We start from the raw sequence: 18,338 nt of genomic DNA on the forward strand, positions 1-18,338 counted from the left end.
TCAAACCATCAATCCTTCGCGACGTAAACCTGTTTGCCACCCACCCAAGTCTGCAGCACCTTGGTGTTCCATAGTTTGCTGGCAGGGTCTTTCATGACATCGTGGTCGACCACGATGAAGTCAGCCCACTTGCCGGGTTCCAGCGTACCCAGGGTCTGTTCCGCATGCTCGGCATAGGCGGCATCGAGGGTGAACGCGCGCAAGGCTTCGACCAGGGTCAGGTCATCCTGCGGGTACCAGCCACCCGGCGGCTGGCCTTTATGGTCTTCGCGGGTTACAGCGGAATACAAGCCGTAGAACGGGTTCGGTGATTCCACCGGGAAATCCGAGCCTGCGGCGATTACCGTGCCCTGCTTGAGGAAGCGCTGCCAGGCGTACGCACCCTGCATGCGTTGGTGGCCAATGCGCGCTTCGGCCATGTTCATGTCGGAGGTAGCGTGGGTCGGCTGCATCGAGGCAATCAGGTGCAGGGTGACGAAGCGAGGAATGTCCTGCAGCGTGACGATCTGTGCGTGTTCGACCCGATTGCGCAGGTTGATGGCATCTGGATGCACTTTGTAGGCCGCGGCATAACTGTCCAGCACTTCGCGATTGGCGTGATCTCCGATCGCGTGGACGCCCACTTGATAGCCCTTGCTGAAGGCCTTCTCGATCTTTGCTGTCATCACCGCCGGCGACATGAACAGCAGGCCGCTGTTGTGCGGGTCATCGGAGTAGGGCTTGAGCATGGCCGCGCCGCGACTACCCAGCGCGCCGTCGGCAAACAGCTTGACCGCGCGTACGCTGAGGAAGTCGTTGCCGTAACCGATCAGCGGACCATCCTTGCTGATGGCATTAAACGAATCGCCGGTATCGCGGATCATCGCGTAGATGCGCGCCGTCAATTTGTGCTCGTCGGCGTATTGCCGATAGAGCTGATAGGTCGCCAGATCGATGCCGGCATCGCTGACGCCGGTAAGGCCGACGCTGGCCATTTCTGCCAGCGCGGAATCCAGTGCGGCAACCCGGTCCTGTGTCGTCAATGCCGGCGCGACCGCATCGACCAGGCTGCTGGCACCGTCGACGAAGACCCCGGTCGGGTTGCCTTCTGCATCACGCTCGATGCGCCCGCCGCTGGGATCGTTGGTGGCCTTGGTGACGCCTGCCAGCTTGATCGCTGCCGAATTCGCCCAGGCCGCGTGCCCGTCGATGCGGCTCAGCCACACCGGCCGATCCGATACCACGGCATCCAGCTCTTTGGCGGTGGGGAAGCGCCCCAGCTTCCAGATTTCCTGATTCCAGCCACCACCGCGTATCCATTTCGCCTCGGGATGCGCGGCGGCGTAAGCTTTGACAACGGCCAGCGCTTCGGCCAGCGACTTGGTACCGCTGAGATCCACGCTGTTCAGCGCATAACCCAGTTCGAGCACGTGGCCATGCGCGTCGATCAGGCCTGGCAGCAGGGTTTGCCCGTGGCCGTCGACGACCTTGGCGTCGCCTGCGCGTTTACTCAGGTCTGCGGTCGTGCCGGTGGCGACCACCTTGCCCTGATCCACCAGCAGCGCCTGAAAGTGCTGCAGCTTGCCGCTGCTGTCGAGGGTGTAGCCATTGACGTTGCTGACCAGCAGGTCGGCAGCCTGGGTTGCTGGCGCCAGGACCAACAGCGCAAGCAGGGAGAAACGCAGCGAACGGTTCATGCGTGGATTCCAGTGACGTATGAACCTGCAGTGTGTCGCCCCGCGCGTGTTTTTTCCACTGGAGTAGCGGTGATTGCAGGGCGGTTGACCGAGGCTGCAAAGCGGATATATTCGAAACAATCTGGTGGAAATTTTGGTCTTTCTGATCAGTCGTCCCCAAATAGGAAACGACGATGACGGTATTGAGCGGCGCCTTGCAGGATCTCAATGACCTGTACTTCTTTGCTGCGGTGGTCGAACACGCCGGGTTTTCCGCGGCTGGCCGGGCCTTGGGCGTGCCCAAGTCGCGCCTCAGCAAACGTGTTGCCCAGCTGGAAGAGCGCCTCGGCGTGCGCTTGTTGCAGCGGACCACGCGCCGATTCGTGGTGACCGAGGTTGGTGAGCGTTTCTATGGCCATTGCCGCGCCGTGCTGGAGGAGGCGCAGGCGGCGCAGGACGCCGTCGACGAGCTGCGTGCCGAGCCGCGCGGCGTGGTGCGCCTGAGCTGCCCGGTATCGTTGGCGCAGACGGTGCTGGCATACATCCTGCCGGACTTCCTCGCGCAATATCCCAAGATGCAGGTGCGCTTGCTGTCCGGCGATCGCCGGGTTGACCTGATTGGCGAAGGCTACGATCTGGCGATCCGGGTGCGAACCAAACTGGATACCGATGCGAACCTGGTGATCCGCAGTTTCGGGCAGTCGCGGACCAAGCTGGTGGCCAGTCCGGCACTGCTGAAAGCCCATGGTCGACCGATGGTGCCGGATGATCTGGCAGCGTTGCCGGCGCTATCGATGCGCGAGCATGAAGGCGCGCAGACGTGGGAGTTGAGTGACGCGCAGGGCAGTCACGCCAATGTGGAAGTAAAAGCGCGGCTGATCACCGGTGACTTCGCCGTGCTGCTGGAGTGTGCGCGTCGCGGCATGGGCGTGGCTTTGTTGCCGGAGTTTGTTTGCGCACCAGCGATCTCCGCGGGTGAGCTGGAAGTGGTGTTGCCGGATTGGAGCGCACCCGAAGGCACCATGCATTTTGTCTATCCCAGCCGCCGCGGCATGCTTCCGGGCGTGCGTGCGCTGGTCGACTTTCTGGCTGAGCGGTTGCCGGCCACCACCTTGTTGAAACACGAGCAGTGCCGCAAGCGACCGCTGGATCACCTGATCGAGTGATCGTGTACGTTGCACAGGCAATCCGCTAACCTCGATTTTTATGGACATCCATACGGCCAGATGATGATGATTGAAACCAAGCTACCGAAAGTCGGCACCACCATCTTCAGCGTGATGAGCCAGCTCGCGCTGGAGCACAAGGCGGTAAACCTTGGTCAGGGTTTTCCCGACTTCGAACCGCCGCAAGAGCTGCGCGATGCGCTGAGCCGGGCGATGAACGAGGGTCGCAATCAGTACGCGCCGATGCACGGCACGGCGGCCTTGCGTGAACAAATCGCGTTGAAGACCGAGCGTCTGTACGGTCGCAAACTCAACGTGGATACCGACATTACGGTGACCTCGGGTGCCACCGAAGCGATCTTCGCGGCGATCGCCGCGACGGTGCGTGCCGGCGAGGAAGTGATCGTGTTCGATCCGGCCTACGACTGCTACGAGCCGGCCATCGATCTGCAGGGCGCACGGGCGGTGCATATCCCGCTGACCGTGCCGACGTTCTCGATTGACTGGCAGCGCGTGCGCGACGCGGTAACGCCGAAGACCCGCATGATCATGATCAACAGCCCGCACAATCCCTCCGGTGCGGTGCTGTCGGCGGCTGATCTTGATCAACTGGCCGCGATCGTGCGAGATACCAGCATCGTGGTGTTGTCTGACGAGGTATACGAACACATCGTCTACGAGGGTGTCCACGAAAGCGTACTGCGTCATCCGGAGCTGGCCGCACGCAGCATCGTGATCTCCTCGTTTGGCAAGACCTATCACTGCACCGGCTGGAAGGTCGGTTATGCGGTGGCGCCGGCGGCGTTGTCGGCCGAGTTCCGCAAGGTGCACCAGTACCTCACGTTCTGCACCTTCCATCCGGCGCAGGTGGCGTTTGCCGAGTTCATGGCCAACACGCCGCAGCACTATCTGGAGTTGCCCGCGTTCTACAAGGAGAAGCGCGATCGCTTCCGTGCGCTGCTGGCACCGTCACGTTTCAAGCTGCTGGATGTACCCGGCGGTTACTTCCAGTTGGTCGACTATTCAGCGATTCGTGATGAAGACGATCTCGCTTTCAGTCGTTGGCTGGTCGAACACGGTGGCGTGGCAGCGATCCCGCTGACGCCGTTTTACGCGCAAGCGCCCGGAACGCGTTTGTTGCGACTGTGCTTCGCCAAGAGTGACGCGACCATGGATGCGGCAGCCGAACGGTTGTGCGGGCTATGAGTATGCAGGCGCTGAAGGTTGCGCTGGTGCAGGGTGCAACCCGCTGGCACGACGCGCCCGCCAATCGCGATTATTACGGTGCGCTGGCGCGGCAGGCGCAGGGCAGCGACCTGATCGTGCTGCCGGAAACCTTCCTGTCCGGCTTCAGCAATGACACCCGTGCCAGTGCCGAAGCCATGGACGGTGAAGGCGTGGCATGGCTGCGCGCGCTGGCGAGCGATGTGGGTGCAGTGGTCTGCGGCAGCGTGGCAATCCGCGAAAACGATATCGTCTACAACCGCCTGTTGTGGATGCGGCCTGATGGCAGCTTTGCGCAGTATGACAAGCGCCATCTGTTTCGCATGGCCGGTGAGCACACGCGCTATGGCGGCGGCCGTGAACGCTTGATTGTAGAGCTGAAGGGTTGGCGCATCCTGCCGCAGGTCTGCTACGACCTGCGCTTTCCGGTGTGGTTGCGCAATCGGCGGCTGGCGACCGCGACCGGCGGGATGGAATACGACCTGGCGGTGTTCGTGGCGAACTGGCCGGCGCCGCGCCGGCAGCCGTGGCGCACGCTGCTGCGCGCACGGGCAATCGAAAACCTCAGTTATGTGATCGGTGTGAATCGCGTCGGCGTGGATGGCAACGAAATCCCGTATTCCGGCGACAGCGCGGTGATCGATCCAGTGGGTGAGCCGCTGCTGGAACTGGATGCTGGCGAGCAGGTGGTGACCATCACGCTGGACCCGGCGCCGCTGTTGGCGCATCGCGAGCGCTTTCCGGCGTGGATGGATGCGGACGCATTTTCACTCGACCTGAATTGAATGCCTGATCGTTTTTCCGGCCGATGGAAGTGATGGCCTGGCCATTCGCTCAGCGGTCAGGCCTTGTCCGCTGCGCGAATGTCCTGTTTGCCCCGATTGCTGGCTGTCGTCGGCTAGAATGGCTGTTTTGTCAGGCCGGTTATCCGCTCTTTTGCGGAAGCGCTGCCTGGCAACGGCGAAATTTCGTCCGATATTCTGATGGCTTTCGATGATTCACACTCCCAAAGATTCGCCTTCCGGCAAACCCACTTCTTTCGCGGCTGAGCGCTCGGGCAGATTCACCCCGGGAGTGCAGGACGCCATCGACCGGTTGAAAGGCATGGACCGGCGCAAGGCGCGTCTGGGCATTGCGCTGGTGGCGGTTCTGGTGCTGGCTTTGGTCGGCTTCTACTTTGTGCAGTCGCATAGTTATGCCCATTGGCAAAAGACCGTCACGCCGTTGGTCGCCGACGCCGCCCTGATGCAGCAGGACGTCAGCAAGACCATTCGCCTGGCCACGAATGTGGGCACTGTCCCGCTGGGTGCGTCGGTGCACGCGGAAGGTGCGTTGATGGAGATCAACAAGTTGAACGGCGCCATGCGCGGATTGATCGTCACCTCGACCGATCCCGAAGTCTTGCAGTCAACGTTTGCCGATCATTCGGACGCGAAGCAAGTGCTCGCCCATGATCGCAAGCTGCTTGCGCTGGCCCGGCAACACTTGCAACTGGCACATCAGGAGTTGAACGAGGCCAACAAGGTCCTGGCTTATGGACAGAAATGGCACGACCTCGATCCGTACGCGTTGCAACCAGCCGGGCTTTCGCCACAGTGGTTGAGTAACGCGATTGCCATGCGCACGGCATTGAACTCAGGCGATCTGCACGCGATCGAGCAGGCGGACCTTCGCCTCGAAACCCTGCACAAGGGTGGTCAAATCGCTCAAAGTGCTGCAACCATTGTCGGCAGCTTCTCTGCCGGGGACCGCGACATGGCGGCACCTTACCTTGCCACCATCAGCACCGCCGTCAACCAGGGCGACTTGAGCAAAGCCGAGCCGGCACTGGCGACGCTGGTGACGATGCAGAAGCAGGCTCCACTGAGTTATAGCTTGTATTTGCTGGCGATCCCGGGAGAGAAGACTTTCGTGGTCAAGCCGGATGCCCGCGATGCCTCGATCCAGCATCACTATCTGATTGTGCAGGCTACCAACGAACATGGCGCGCAGGTGCCGGTCGACATCCACGACAGTGAACTGGACAGGGACCTGGCGGCCAGTCGTTTTGGTGTCGAAGTGAGCGCCGAGACCTTTGATCAAGTGCAAAATGGTGAAAGGGACGGCCTGCTGCTGGTGGGCAAAAAATCGTCAGGTACGGTGAGTACGGTGTTTTCGCTGCCTGTACTGGATGGACGGATCAGTCGCTGGTAACGCATCGGCGTCAACACCGGTTCGCTGGGTTGCTGCCGGGCTGATGGAAATAAAAAGGCTGCCCTGGGGCAGCCTTTTTATTTCGAAAGTGCAGGACACTCAGAGTATCGCCAGCACCGCTTCCGGTGGCCTGCCCAGCGCCGCCTTGCCGTTGGCAACCACGATCGGACGTTCGATCAATTTCGGATGCTCCACCATCGCGGCAATCAGCGCGGCTTCGTCCATCGAAAGGCTGGCCAGCCCGAGTGATTGATATTCCGCTTCACCGGTCCGCAGCAGTTCGCGAGCCGTCATGCCCAGTTGCTGCAGCAGCGTCGCCAATTCGCTCGCGGTGGGTGGCGTGTCGAGATAGTTGATCACCTCGACCGGACCACCCTGCTGCTCCAGCAACGCCAGGGTGGCGCGTGACTTGGAGCAGCGGTTGTTGTGATAGATGCGCACCATCGGTTACTCGCCTCAGCGGTTGCCCGAACGGTTGCCGCCACGACCTGGTGGACGACCGCCGGTCGGGCCGCCGGGGCGGGCGCCGCCATGTGGACGGTTGCCGCCCTGACCCTGTGGTCGAGCGGAGGAACCCTGCGGGCGATTGCCACCCTGGCCTTGCGGCCGTGCCTGGTTACCGTGCGAGCGATTTCCCGAGGCTTGCCCCTGGCCTTGGCCTTGCGGACGCGGACCACGATTGCCCGGCGCGCGATTGCCACTGACGTTGCCATTCGCATTGCCACGTGACTCGCCGCCGCCAAAACCACTGTAAGGATTGCCGCCTGCTGGCCGACCTTCACCACCGCCGGTACGTGCGCCAAACGGCTTGCCCCCGGCCGGACGACGATTGCCAGCAGCCGCGCCGGCGTTGCCACGCGGTGCGCCGGGACGGCCGCTGCCATCGCGGCTTTCGCCGGCAAACCAGCTGCGTACCGACGGCAGCTCCTGGCCCGGAGCTACGCGACGAGTCTTGCCACCACGAGGACCCATGCCACCGCCGGTGCCACGTTCAGGGCGCGCAACGTTGCCGTTCACTTCCTTGCCGTCACGACGCGGCGGCTTGCGGCCGCGGGTCGGTTCCTCACGGATACGATCGTACGCGCGCAGTTCACGCGCTTCGTCCTGACCGCCAGTCCAGGCGCTGCTGGCACCACGCTCCGGGCGATATTCGGTGACGCTGCGGTTGGCGCGACGCTGATGCAGCACCGGGCTCAGCGTGAGTACTGGCTGCGCGACGCCGAGGCCGGTAGCCTGGCGCAATTGCTTGATGCTTTCGGCATCCAGCGCTTCGCACTCGCCACGGCGCAGGTTGCGCGGCAGTTCGATCTTGCCGTAGCGGATACGCTTCAAGCGGCTGACCAGAAAGCCCTGCGAGTCCCACAGGCGGCGAACTTCGCGATTGCGACCTTCGCGAATCACCACGCGGAACCAGCTATGGCTGCCCCCGCGGCTGATCACCGCGATTTCGTCGAAACGCGCCGGACCATCGTCCAGTTCCACGCCGGCCTTCAGGCGTTCGATGATCTCGTCGGGCACTTCGCCATGCACGCGGCACAGGTATTCGCGCTCAAGACCACTCTTCGGGTGCATCAGGCCATTGGCCAGTTCACCATCGGTAGTGAGCAGCAGCAGGCCGGTAGTGTTGATGTCCAGTCGACCCACAGCCACCCAGCGCGCGCCTTTCAGTCGCGGCAACTGTTCGAAGACGTTGGGGCGACCATCCGGATCATCACGAGTGGTCAGCACGCCTTCGGGCTTGTGGTAGATCAGCACTTCAGTGTCGTCGCGGCTGTCAGTGGCGACAACGAACTGCTTGCCGTCCATGACCACGCGATCACCAGCTTTGACGCTCATGCCGATCTCGGCGGGTGCGCCGTTAAGCTCGACTTCGCCGGACTGGATGCGTTGTTCAAGCATGCGGCGTGAGCCGAGGCCGGCATTGGCCAGCACCTTGTGCAGGCGCTCTTCCAGTGCGGGGCCTTCGGTTTCGATGCGCGGTTCGCGCTTCAGGGATAGAACGGATTTTTGCGGCGCAGTCATGCGCGGTACTCCTCGGTATCTTGGCTTGCGGTATCGGGTTCGACAGCCGCGGCGGGGGTCGCTGCCTCGTCGGCAGTGGTTGTCAGGGCTTCGGCGGTGGGACTCGAGTCGGAGCCGTCATCGTCGGAGTTGGGTGCAATGGATGTTTCTGCATCGATTGCCACGTCGTTGTCTTCGGCATCGGCGGTATCGCCCAATGCTGAAGGGTGTTCGTTGTTGCTCGGTTCGATGTCGGTGCTTGCGGCATCGACAACTTCATCTTGCATATCGTGGTGCGGCTGGTTCTCGCCTTCCGGGTCGATCGGCAAGTCGCGCACGATCCGGGCGGGCAGGGGCTCGGCTTCGAAGCGCATCTGCGGGTCTTCCATGTCGCGGATTTCCGACAGCGGCGGCAACTGGTCCAGCGATTTCAGGTTGAAGTAGTCGAGAAAGGCGCGGGTGGTGCCGAACAGCGCCGGTTTGCCGGGCACGTCGCGGTATCCGACCACGCGAATCCATTCGCGCTCCTCCATCGTCTTGATGATGTTGGAGGACACCACCACGCCGCGGATCTGCTCGATCTCAGGTCGGGTGATCGGCTGGCGATAGGCGATCAGCGCCAGCGTTTCCAGCAGCGCACGTGAATAGCGGCTGGGCCGTTCAGTCCACATCCGCGAAATCCACGGGTGCACGTCCTGGCGTACCTGGTAGCGAAAGCCCGAGGCCACTTCCTTCAGCTCGACGCCGCGCCCGCTGCAGTCCTCGGCTAGCGATTCCAGTGCTCGGGCGATCAGCTCGCGCGTGACCTCATCGGTCTCGATGAACAGGTCGCCCAGCTGTTGCACAGTCATCGGCTGGGTGGAGGCCAGCAGGGCGGCCTCGATAATGGATTTGAGTTGCTCGATCTGCATAACCTTGGGTCGGATACCGTTGCGGTCGCTGTCGTTCAAAGTGGGTGGTTCATTGGCTGGATGCTTCGATCACGGCAGGTTCGTCGCCGTGTTCCGCATCCGTTGCAAACTCGGCGAGTTCCTCGGAGTGACTCACTTTCGCTTTTACGTAAATGGCCGCCAGTGGTTCTTCCTGGACGATCTCGATCAGCATTTCCTTGGCCAGTTCGAGCATGGCGAGGAAGGTCACCACGATGCCCGGGCGCCCCTCGCTGATGTCGAACAGGCTCTCGAAGCGGTGAAAGCTGCTGTCGTCGAGCCGGCCCAGCAGTTCACCCATGCGCTGACGAACGCTGAGCGCTTCGCGTTTGATCGCGTGATGCCCGAACAATTCGGCGCGGTGCATCACGTCCTTCAGTGCCAGCAGCAGTTCAGTCAACTCCAGTGGCGGTGGCAACTTGATGACGTTGCGCTCCCCCACCTCGGCGTGTACCACCACGCTGTCGCGCTCCAGCCGGGGCATCGCCTCGATGTCCTCGGCCGCACGCTTGAATCGTTCGTACTCCTGCAATCGCCGCACCAGCTCGGCGCGGGGGTCTTCTTCCAAACCTTCCTCGGCGGGCGGCCGTGGCAGCAACAGCCGCGACTTGATCTCGGCCAGGATCGCAGCCATCAGCAGGTATTCCGCGGCCAGTTCCAGCCGCATCACATCGCGCATCAGCTCGATGTAACTCATGTACTGCCGCGTGATCTCGGCCACCGGAATGTCCAGGATATCCAGGTTCTGCCGACGGATCAGGTACAGCAGCAAGTCCAGCGGACCTTCAAACGACTCCAGGATGACTTCGAGCGCATCCGGCGGAATGTACAGATCCTGCGGCATCTGCAACATCGGCTGGCCGCGCACGATGGCCAGCGGCATTTCCTGCTGTTGCGGCAGCGACGCAAAGGCATCCTGCGGTGCAGGAACCGGGCTCTGTGGCTCGACGACGGGCTCAGTGCTCATCAATGCATGTCATGGGGCCGCCTTCAGCGGCTGGCAGTACTTTCAACAGGATCGGAGTCATCCGCATGATGGCGCGACATGTGGATGTCCGTACTCTGAACACGGCGTTGAGGCGGTATTCCCCGGCTGCTGCGTTCGTCAAACTCATAAATACCGAGGCGCGACGTAGGCACTCGTCACGACGAGCATGATGAATCCACGCCTTGGTGGTTCGGTCAGTCAGGTCGCTGGTGACCATTACGCCAACTGCAGGTTGTCAGCCGTGGCAGGGCGTCTGACCAACGATGACGGGGATCATATCCCGTCTGTTCGCTGGTCGGTCCGAGAGCTATCGAATGTGCGCCAAAGGTCGCCGCGGATACCCGGCAAACTGTTTCTGTGACGCCATGCGTGTTCCAAGAGTAATGGCTGGTCAGCCTCAAGTCCAGCATGGCAATGAGCCGGGTCATGCGCTTCAGCGCTTGGGCCCTGTGCAGCGGGATGTTGTAACAACATTCTCTGCAGGCACAATGAACGCGTCGTGCTTTGAAAAACGCAACGATGGCCGCAGGCGCACGGCGCCATGTGACCTAATGTGTCGACATGCGGCCGGCCCGCGTCAGGCAGCGATCCATTGAATGCATTCACTTCAACGGGGGCGTGGCCTGTCGGGCGGGATTCTCTGCAGGAATGGCTTGGCTGAGCCGCCATCCGCGCAGGGGCGGAAGTTGTGATGGCTGCAGTGGTTGATCAAGAGGCGTGTCGAAAAGGAGTGGCACGGTGTTTGCTTTAGGACATTTCAGGCGAATGCAATCAGTCGTAGCGTTGATTGTGTTCTCGACACAGGACGTGGCATGGGGATCTCAGGAATAAAGCCAGAATAGTGTCCTTGCCGGAGACGAGAGCAATGGCAAACGCAAGCACGAAACGGATGGTGGAGCTGATGGCGATCGACAGAAACGGACAAGGCAATCGCGTACCGGAGCAATTGCGCCCGGCCCGCATGCAGATCGAGACGACGGTTCTGATGAGTCGTCATGGCGAATCGCATCCGACGGAGCTGGTGGATATTTCGGCAACAGGCGCCTTGTTGCGCCGCCCGTTGGGCTGGGCTGGCGAGCCCGGTCAGAGCTGGGTGCTCGACATGATCTTCGGCCACAACCTGCATATTCATCTGGAGGCGGTGGTGGCGCGCATTTCCGATCACCATATCGGTTTCTCCTACAGCCGCATTCCCGAGGATAAACAGGTGCCGTTGTGGAACCTCCTTGGTGGCTACGCTGACATTCTTGAATACTGGAAGGACGGCTGAATCAGGCCGGTCGCGCAAAACAAAACGCCCGCGTGATTCACGCGGGCGTTTTTTCTTGTGGCGCCAGACTCACTCGCCTCAGGCGGCGGGTTTCTTTTCGTCGCGCAATTCGCGGCGCAGAATCTTGCCCACATTGCTCTTTGGCAGTTCGCTGCGGAACTCGATCTGGCGCGGTCGCTTGTAACCGGTCAGGCGATCGTGGCAGAACTTCTTCAATGCTTCCTCGGTGAGCTGCGGGTCCTTGCGCACCACGAACAGCTTCACCACCTCGCCGGAATGCTCGTCCGCCACGCCGACTGCGGCAACCTCAAGTACGCCGGGGTGCTCCATCACCACGTCTTCGACTTCGTTCGGATACACGTTGAAGCCGGACACCAAGATCATGTCCTTCTTGCGGTCGACAATGTAGAAGTAGCCTTGCTCGTCCATTTTTGCGATGTCGCCGGTGTGTAGCCAGCCGTCAGCGCCAAGCACCTTGCTCGTTTCATCCGGGCGCTGCCAATAGCCCTTCATTACCTGCGGGCCATGCACCATCAGTTCACCGACTTCGCCGGTGGGCAGTGGCTGCCCTTCGTCGGACCAGATGGCGACATCGGTCGATGGAACCGGCAATCCGATCGAGCCGTTGTACTCCTTCAGATCAATCGGATTGATGCATACCGCCGGCGACGTTTCCGTCAGTCCATAGGCCTCTGCCAGGGTGCAGCCGGTGGTTTTCTTCCAGCGTTCGGCCACCGCACGTTGCACGGCCATGCCGCCGCCCAGGGTCATGTGCAGTCGCGAGAAATCCAGTTCGGCAAAGCCGGGTGTATTGAGCAGCCCGTTGAATAGCGTGTTGACGCCGGTGAGGGCGGTGAACCGGGAAGCTTTCAGTTCCTTGACGAAACCGGGCATGTCGCGAGGATTGGTGATCAGCCAGTTGAGTCCGCCCAGACGCGTGAAGACCAGGCCGTTCGCCGTCAGCGAGAAGATGTGATACAGCGGCAACGCGGTGATGATGACCTCTTCACCCGGCTTGACCACATCGCTGCCAATCCAGGCGCTTGCCTGCAGCATGTTGGCGATCATGTTGCCGTGGGTGAGCATGGCACCCTTGGCCACGCCGGTAGTGCCGCCGGTGTACTGCAGGAACGCAATGTCGTCGTGACCCAGTGTCACCGGCGGCAGCGGGTGCGCGGCGCCACGCGTCAGCGCGTCGCGAAAACGGACAGCCTGCGGCAGGTGGTAGGCAGGCACCATCTTCTTGACGTGCTTGAGCACGAAGTTGATCAGCGCCCCCTTGGGGAAGCCGAGCAGGTCGCCAATGCCGGTGGTGACAATGTGCTTCACCCCGGTTTCCGCCACCACCTGCTGCAGCGTGTTGGCGAAATTGTCCAGCACCACGATCGCCTTCGCGCCGGAGTCTTCCAGCTGATGTTTCAACTCGCGTGCGGTGTACATCGGATTCGTATTGACCACAATCAGTCCGGCGCGCAGCGCGCCGAACAAGGCGATCGGATACTGCAACACGTTCGGCATCATGATCGCGATGCGGTCGCCCTTGACCAGCTTGAGCACGCCGGTGAGATAGCCGGCGAACTGACGGCTCATCTCATCAATCTGGCCGTAGCTGAGCTGGCGGCCGAAGTTGGCGAACGCCGGGCGATCACGGAAGGCAGCGAACGCCTCTTCCAGCACCGCGGGGACCGAAGCATATTGACTGACGTCGATCTGTTCGGGCACGCCGGCTGGATAGTTGTCCAGCCACGGACGCTCATTGCTCATGCTTGGGATTCCCTGTTGGTCGAGGACGATGAATCAGAGGATGGAATCAGCAACCTGTTTGCATCCATCATGGATCATGTGCTGGGTGATTTGAGCATACGCACGCGTACAGCGGCAAGCCGCGTTGCAGCGAACGAGGTTGAGATGATGATGGGAAAAATGATTTGCCGATGGCTTGCCTGCACGCTGTTCGTGTTCGCTCTGGTGGCCTGTCGGCACGACTCCAGCGAGGCGCAGGTGAGAGCCGCGATTGCGGCTGTCGCGCATGCGGCCGAAGCGGGATCGACGAGCGATCTTGGTGAACCAATCAGCGAGGAATTCGATGGCAATGCCGGTGAACTTGATCGACGCGGCCTGATCTCCATGGTTCGACTGTTGGCACTGCGCGGTGAGCATGTCGGGGTGACCATGGGGCCGGTTTCGATCGAGCAGCGCGGTGAGCGCATGGTGGCGACGTTCACCGTCAGCCTTACCAGTGGCGGCAAGTTGCTGCCGGAACAGATGGGGCTGTATGAGGTTGAATCGGCTTGGCGAAAGGAAGGTGGCGACTGGCGTTGCTACTCGGCGAGTTGGAAACACGCGTTCTGAGGGGTTTTCAATCCGTTGATACAGGACCGCCCCGGAATCCGGGGCGGTCTGTGCATGACGTGCTGTCACGCTGAAACTCAGGCGGCTTTCTTGCCGGCCAGCTGACGCAGCACGTACTGCAGGATGCCGCCGTGACGGAAGAAGTCACGCTCCTTCGGGGTCAGCAGCATCACATGTACGGTGAACTGCTTCTTGCTGCCGTCGGCGGCAGTGGCAACCACGGTGGCTTCCTTCGAATTGCCGTTGTCCAGGCCGGTGATGTCGAAGCTCTCGCTACCGTCCAGGCCCAGTGACTTTGCGTTCTCGCCTTGCTTGAAGCACAGCGGCAGCACGCCCATGCCGACCAGGTTGGAGCGGTGGATACGCTCGAAGCTTTCGGTGATCACGGCCTTGACGCCCAGCAGCAAGGTGCCCTTGGCAGCCCAGTCACGCGAGGAGCCAGTGCCGTATTCCTTGCCGGCGATGACCACCAGCGGCGTCTTGGCGTCCTTGTACTTCATGGCCGCATCGTAGATTGCCATCTGTTCGCCCGACGGGACGTGGCGGGTGAAGCCACCTTCGACACCATCCAGCATCTGGTTCTTGATGCGGATGTTGGCGAAGGTGCCGCGCACCATCACGTCGTCGTTGCCGCGACGGGAGCCGTAGGAGTTGAAGTCGATCGGCTGCACGCCGCGCGAGATAAGGAAGCGACCGGCCGGCGAGTCCTTCTTGATCGAACCGGCCGGCGAGATGTGGTCGGTGGTGATCGAGTCGGCGAACAGGCCCAGGCAGCGCGCAGCATGAATGTCGTCGACCGTGCCCACTTCCATCGTCATGCCGTCGAAGTAGGGCGGGTTCTTGATGTAGGTGGACGCTTCGTCCCATGCGTACAGCGCGCCGTCTGGCGAGGCGATGGCGTTCCAACGCTCGTCACCCTTGAACACGTCGGCGTAGTTCTTCTTGAACATGTCCGAGGTGACCGCGCTGGCGAGCAGGTCGCTGATTTCCTGATTGGACGGCCAGACGTCCTTCAGGAAGACGTCCTTGCCATCCGAACCCTCGCCCAGCGGCTCGGTGGTCAGGTTGATGTCGAGCGAACCGGCCAGCGCGTAGGCGACTACCAGCGGCGGCGAAGCCAGGTAGTTCATCTTCACTTCGGCATGCACGCGGCCTTCGAAGTTGCGGTTGCCGGAGATCACCGCGCCAACGGTCAGGTCGCCCTCGCTGATCGCCTTGCTGATTTCCTGCGGCAAGGGTCCGGAGTTGCCGATGCAGGTGGTGCAGCCGTAGCCGACCAGATAGAAGCCGGTCTTTTCCAGCTCGGTCAGCAGTCCGGTCTTTTCCAGATAGTCGGTGACGACCTTGGAGCCCGGTGCCAGCGAGGTCTTCACCCACGGCTTGGCCTTCAGGCCACGCGCGGCAGCTTTCTTGGCGACCAGACCAGCGGCCAGCATCACTGCCGGGTTGGAGGTGTTGGTGCACGAGGTGATTGCCGCGATGACCACCGAGCCGTCGCCGACGCGGAAGTCCTGGCCGTTCATCGAGACATGCTGGCCCGGTGCGTTCTGGCTCTGGTCGTGACCGACGGCGGTGTCGCCACCTTCGTTGGCGAAGCGGGCTTCCGCACCATTGCGCTTGGTGGTGGTCGCGCCGAGGTTCTCGTTGTAGTTGGTCTTGACGTCGGTCAGCAGCACGCGGTCCTGCGGACGCTTCGGGCCAGCCATCGACGGCTTGACGTCGGCCAGGTCCAGTTCCAGCGTGGCGCTGAAGTCAGCGTGCACGCTGTTCTCGTCATGCCACAGACCCTGAGCCTTGGCATAGGCTTCGACCAGCGCGACTTGTTCGTCGCTGCGGCCGGACAGGCGCAAGTAGCGCAGCGATTCGGCGTCGACCGGGAAGATGCCGCAGGTGGCGCCGTATTCCGGCGCCATGTTGCCGATGGTGGCGCGATCCGCCAGCGCCAGATGCGGCAGGCCCGGACCGAAGAATTCGACGAACTTGCCGACCACACCCTGCTTGCGCAGCATCTGGGTCACGGTCAGCACCAGATCGGTGGCGGTGGCGCCCTCGGGCAGCTTGCCCGACAGCTTGAAGCCGACCACCTGCGGAATCAGCATGGACGAAGGCTGACCAAGCATCGCGGCCTCGGCTTCGATGCCGCCAACGCCCCAACCCAGCACGCCCAGACCGTTGATCATGGTCGTGTGCGAATCGGTGCCGAACACGGTATCCGGGTAAGCCCACAACTGGCCGTTGACTTCGTTGCCCATCACCACGCGGCCCAGATGCTCCAGGTTCACCTGATGCACGATGCCGGTGCGCGGCGGCACGACCTTGAAATCGGCCAGGGCTTTCTGGCCCCAGCGCAGGAAGCTGTAGCGAGCCTGGTTGCGCTCGAACTCGATCGCAACGTTCTTTTCCAGCGCGTCTTCGCTGCCGAACACGTCGACCTGCACCGAGTGGTCGATGACCAGTTCAGCCGGCGACAGCGGGTTGATCAGGGTCGGATCACCGCCCAGCGCCTTCATCGCGTCGCGCATTGCGGCCAGGTCGACCACACACGGTACGCCGGTGAAATCCTGCAGCAGCACACGTGCCGGCATGAACGAAATTTCGGTGTCCGGTTCCTTCTTCGCGTCCCAGGTGGCGACCGCTTCGATTTCCTTCGACGTCACGTCGACGCCGTCTTCGTGGCGCAGCAGGTTTTCCAGCAGGATCTTCATCGAGTACGGCAGCCGCTTCAGGTCGAAGCGCTGACCCAACTTGGCCAGGCTGGCGAAAGCGTACTGCTTGCCATTGACTTCGAGGGTGTCGCGTGTGGAAAAGGTATCTTTCATGGGGACGAGCTCCTGGCTGAATCCTGCGGCTGGGATGACAGAACGACGACGCCGGACGGCGCGTAGGGTCTACCAGTCCGGTAAAAACACAATTATCGCGCAAACCCTGCGAGTCCGCGAACGGCAGGGTCGCGTTGAACGGTTCGAGTTGGCTGGTCCGACGCCTTTCGGACAGCCTCGCCGGGTACACTGCGCGCACGGCTCGTGGCCGACTACACCGAACAGGATGGCCTCGATGATCACCGCAAGCAAACGCCTTTGATGACATGCAGCATTCGATGATTTCGATGGGCCTTGCGGCCGTCTCGCTGCGCGACCTCAGTCTTGTGCAGGCAGTACATCGCCACGGCAGTTTCAACAGTGCCGCCCGCGCCATGCACATCAGTCCGTCAGGCCTGTCGCACCAGGTGCAGAAAGTGGAGCAAGCCCTGGGTGCGCCGTTGTTCGAGCGCGGCGGTAGGAAAATCGTGTCCACCGCAGGCGGACAACGATTGTTGCAGCAAATTGATGCCGTATTGACTGCGGCCGAACACCTGCAGCAGCTCGCGCGTGCCGGCGAAGTCGCGTTTGGCGGCGAATTGCGCCTCGGCGTGCCGGCCTCGCTGGGGCCGTATCTGCTGCCGCATCTGATCGCGCCGTTTCCGCAGCATTTTCCCGGTGCGCGGTTAGGCATCTCCGAAGGCAAGCCACGCGGACTGTTGCGGCGGCTGAGCGAAGGTGAGCTGGATGCGGTGCTGGCGCCACCGGCACCAGCGCTCAGCGGTATTGCATCACGCCCGCTGTTCTTCGAGCCGTGGGAATTGATGCTGCGTGCTGATCATCCGCTGGCCGGTCAGCGTGAAATTGCGCTGGATCAACTTGATCCCGCTGAAGCAACGCTGATGACTGAAAGCCACGCCGACGGGCTGCATTGCGAAGGCAGCGAGCATGGGCACGTGCAGGATGTCAGCCTGGAAAGTCTGGCTGCGCTGGTCAGCTTGCGTGGAGGCTATGCGCTGGTGCCGGCCTTGGCGCACGAGCGCCTGGCATCGATGCCCAATATTGTGCTGGCCAAATTGAAGGGGCTGGAGAGCGGGCGTGAAATTGCCCTGTATTGGCGCGATGCCTCCCCGTGGAGTGAGGACTTGGATGGGTTTGCGGAGCTTCTGCGAAAACTGGCCAAGCGGCTGAAGGTATTGAGGTTGACGAATTTTGTGGAAAAAGCATCCGTGTAGAGTGCGTGCAGTGGTACGCCCAACCCTTTCCCTGCTGCGCGGGGACGGGGCCCGACTCGCCACACAAGAAAGCGCCCGGCATGGCCGGGCGCTTTGGTTCTTACGAAAATCTTGTGGCTCTGAGCGGCTGTATCACAGCGGTTCGGGCGGGGCAGGCGGCAGGCCAGGGCCCCATTGCCTCATGCACGTTTCGAAAACCCGGCTGTCGCAAGCGGCCTGATCGCCCGCGTCACAGGCAGCGTAAACCGTACGACAGGTCTGCGGATTGATCCGTGCCTGCGCTGGTTGTGAGAATGACAACGTCCCTAAGCCCACTACGATGATACCGATGGTGCTGATCGTACCCAGTACTTTCATCGAAAACTCTCCTTGAGTAGTTGCTCCAAGATGGAGCTGTCCATCAATAAACGGTGCAGGGAAAGCCTGTCAATGTTTCGGGAGCAAAAGAGGGGTTCCCCTACAAAGAAGTGCCGCGGCTATCACAGTTTGTTGAGCGACGACATGGCGCGGTTGGCAATGTGGCGAAC

The 18,338-nt window shown here is 61.8% G+C and carries 14 protein-coding genes; 7 read left to right on the forward strand and 7 right to left on the reverse strand.

Annotated elements, in window-relative coordinates; genetic code table 11:
• Positions 1 to 8 precede the first annotated feature (8 nt).
• Complete coding sequence (locus PY254_RS10040) at positions 9 to 1,676, reverse strand: amidohydrolase (RefSeq protein ID WP_281011910.1); 1,668 nt, start codon at positions 1,674 to 1,676, stop codon at positions 9 to 11.
• Positions 1,677 to 1,849: 173 nt separating this feature from the next.
• Here PY254_RS10040 and PY254_RS10045 point away from each other — a divergent pair, with 173 nt between their 5' ends.
• The 4 genes from PY254_RS10045 to PY254_RS10060 all read left to right on the forward strand — a co-directional run bounded on the left by PY254_RS10045 (position 1,850) and on the right by PY254_RS10060 (position 6,238).
• Positions 1,850 to 2,821, forward strand: a complete 972-nt coding sequence (locus PY254_RS10045) for a LysR substrate-binding domain-containing protein (RefSeq protein ID WP_281011911.1) — start codon at positions 1,850 to 1,852, stop codon at positions 2,819 to 2,821.
• 66 nt (positions 2,822 to 2,887) lie between these two features.
• Positions 2,888 to 4,027: a pyridoxal phosphate-dependent aminotransferase gene (locus PY254_RS10050; protein ID WP_281011912.1), complete on the forward strand. Its 1,140-nt coding sequence runs from the start codon at positions 2,888 to 2,890 to the stop codon at positions 4,025 to 4,027.
• Between the two features lie 2 nt (positions 4,028 to 4,029).
• A complete protein-coding gene (locus tag PY254_RS10055; protein WP_281015197.1) occupies positions 4,030 to 4,830 on the forward strand; it encodes an amidohydrolase in 801 nt (266 codons plus the stop codon).
• 319 nt (positions 4,831 to 5,149) lie between these two features.
• Positions 5,150 to 6,238 carry a DUF6384 family protein gene (locus tag PY254_RS10060; RefSeq protein WP_281011913.1) on the forward strand — a complete coding sequence of 363 codons (1,089 nt, stop codon included), beginning with the start codon at positions 5,150 to 5,152 and terminating at the stop codon, positions 6,236 to 6,238.
• A gap of 99 nt (positions 6,239 to 6,337) precedes the next feature.
• Here PY254_RS10060 and arsC read toward each other — a convergent pair whose 3' ends face one another.
• The 4 genes from arsC to PY254_RS10080 are packed head-to-tail and all read right to left on the reverse strand — an operon-like array spanning position 6,338 to position 10,135.
• Entirely contained in the window at positions 6,338 to 6,682 is a 345-nt protein-coding gene (gene arsC, locus PY254_RS10065) for an arsenate reductase (glutaredoxin) (protein WP_281011914.1), read from the reverse strand.
• 12 nt (positions 6,683 to 6,694) lie between these two features.
• A complete protein-coding gene (locus PY254_RS10070) occupies positions 6,695 to 8,260 on the reverse strand; it encodes a pseudouridine synthase (RefSeq protein ID WP_281011915.1) in 1,566 nt (521 codons plus the stop codon).
• Positions 8,257 to 9,150 (reverse strand): SMC-Scp complex subunit ScpB, encoded by an 894-nt coding sequence (gene scpB / locus PY254_RS10075; RefSeq protein ID WP_281015198.1) that lies wholly within the window; start codon positions 9,148 to 9,150, stop codon positions 8,257 to 8,259. Before scpB ends, PY254_RS10070 begins: the two co-directional genes overlap by 4 nt.
• A 49-nt stretch (positions 9,151 to 9,199) precedes the next feature.
• On the reverse strand, positions 9,200 to 10,135 hold the full coding sequence (locus PY254_RS10080; protein WP_281011916.1) for a segregation and condensation protein A: 936 nt from the start codon (positions 10,133 to 10,135) through the stop codon (positions 9,200 to 9,202).
• Positions 10,136 to 11,057: 922 nt separating this feature from the next.
• Between PY254_RS10080 and PY254_RS10085 the strand changes: the two genes are divergently transcribed.
• A complete protein-coding gene (locus tag PY254_RS10085) occupies positions 11,058 to 11,426 on the forward strand; it encodes a PilZ domain-containing protein (RefSeq protein ID WP_281015199.1) in 369 nt (122 codons plus the stop codon).
• Between the two features lie 78 nt (positions 11,427 to 11,504).
• On the opposite strand, the gene PY254_RS10090 is transcribed toward PY254_RS10085, so the two are convergent.
• On the reverse strand, positions 11,505 to 13,190 hold the full coding sequence (locus PY254_RS10090) for a long-chain-fatty-acid--CoA ligase (RefSeq protein ID WP_281011917.1): 1,686 nt from the start codon (positions 13,188 to 13,190) through the stop codon (positions 11,505 to 11,507).
• A gap of 159 nt (positions 13,191 to 13,349) precedes the next feature.
• Here PY254_RS10090 and PY254_RS10095 point away from each other — a divergent pair, with 159 nt between their 5' ends.
• Entirely contained in the window at positions 13,350 to 13,778 is a 429-nt protein-coding gene (locus PY254_RS10095) for a hypothetical protein (RefSeq protein WP_281011918.1), read from the forward strand.
• Between the two features lie 77 nt (positions 13,779 to 13,855).
• On the opposite strand, the gene acnA is transcribed toward PY254_RS10095, so the two are convergent.
• A complete protein-coding gene (acnA, locus tag PY254_RS10100) occupies positions 13,856 to 16,597 on the reverse strand; it encodes an aconitate hydratase AcnA (protein WP_281011919.1) in 2,742 nt (913 codons plus the stop codon).
• A gap of 266 nt (positions 16,598 to 16,863) precedes the next feature.
• Here acnA and PY254_RS10105 point away from each other — a divergent pair, with 266 nt between their 5' ends.
• Positions 16,864 to 17,811: a LysR family transcriptional regulator gene (locus PY254_RS10105; RefSeq protein WP_281011920.1), complete on the forward strand. Its 948-nt coding sequence runs from the start codon at positions 16,864 to 16,866 to the stop codon at positions 17,809 to 17,811.
• Positions 17,812 to 18,338: the final 527 nt, after the last annotated feature.

The organism is Rhodanobacter sp. AS-Z3 (assembly GCF_029224025.1).
Classification (GTDB): domain Bacteria; phylum Pseudomonadota; class Gammaproteobacteria; order Xanthomonadales; family Rhodanobacteraceae; genus Rhodanobacter.